The sequence below is a fragment of the Arenibacter lacus genome (genome assembly GCF_008711145.1).
Lineage (GTDB): Bacteria > Bacteroidota > Bacteroidia > Flavobacteriales > Flavobacteriaceae > Arenibacter > Arenibacter amylolyticus.
In genome coordinates, this window is the sequence record NZ_VVIN01000170.1 from 1 (window position 1) to 1,288 (window position 1,288).

General features: G+C 40.4%; 1 protein-coding gene. It reads left to right on the forward strand.

The features are described 5' to 3' along the window. Window positions 1–1,288: IS1380 family transposase (locus F1E73_RS16980; RefSeq protein ID WP_150452659.1), on the forward strand; the 1,288-nt coding region annotated here is incomplete at both ends.

Here is a 1,288-nt window from a genome sequence, read left to right on the forward strand (position 1 = left end):
GTACTAAAAATACAGTTTTCTACCGAGGTAAAAAATCAATTTCCGTAGATTTTTCTGCAGAAGAAATAAGTTCTGATGGTTCTCTGGTTTTGCTGGAGAAAATAGAGCGGGAACACAAGTTAATCAGGTATTTCAGTAAATTTATTCCAGATAGTCGCAATCCCATCTTAGTCACCCATACGAAAGAGAAACTTTTAAAGCAACGCGTATTTATGCTAATGCAGGGATATGAGGATGCTAATGATGTTTTTCACCTGCAACACGATCCTTTGTATAAAGATATTCTGGATGGGGACTTGGCTTCTCAACCCACCATCTCTCGTTTTGAAAACAGTTTGGATAAGCGCTCCATTTTCGCCTTATGTTATGGCTGGATTGATCGGTACGTATCGAGTTTAACAGGACGCAGCAGTATCATTATAGATATCGATGGCACCGATGATCCCACCCACGGTAAACAGCAGCTATCCATGTTCAATGGCTACTATGGGAAGTTTATGTATAATGAACTCTTTTTCCACGATGGGGATACCGGTCAAATAATCGTGCCGATACTTCGTCCCGGGAACAGTCATTCTAATAAGTGGTATGTTGGCATATTAAGAAGGGTAATTTCGAAAATCCGAAAAGTTTATCCCCAGATGAAGATTACCATTCGGGCTGATAGCGGATTCTCTTCAGCACCCTTTTATAAATTGGCAGATGATTACAATTTATATTACGCCATAGGACTTGCCAGTAATGAGGTGCTCAAAAGAAGGACTGCAAGGGTGGAGCGGGCGGTAAAACTTCTTTACCAGTCCAAGGGCAAAAAACACCAACACTTTATAAACTTTGATTATAAAGCCGGCAGTTGGCACAAATCTCAACAGTGTTACTCCAAAATAGAAAGTACTGGCCTTGGCATGAACATCAGACATATCGTTAGCAATCTGGAAGCCCAAGAGGCTCGGGAAATTTATTTTGGCTTTTATGTAAAGCGAGGGGAAGCCAGCGAGAATCGCATCAAAGAAGTAAAGAACATGTGCTTTTCTGATCGGCTATCCAATCACAGTTTCTGGGCAAATTTCTTCCGGTTGCTTATAAGTAGTCTTGCTTATGAGTTGTTTTTGATCTTGAAGACAAACATCCAAAAAACTTCTTATAAAGAAGCCAAAAAATGGCAGATCAGCAGCATTAGGACTCACCTGCTGAAAATAGGTGCTACCATTAAAATAACCAAAAGAAGAATTTATTACCGGCTCTCCAGAGCCTTTGTGTACCAGCATCTATTCAAGGAATTGCTCTC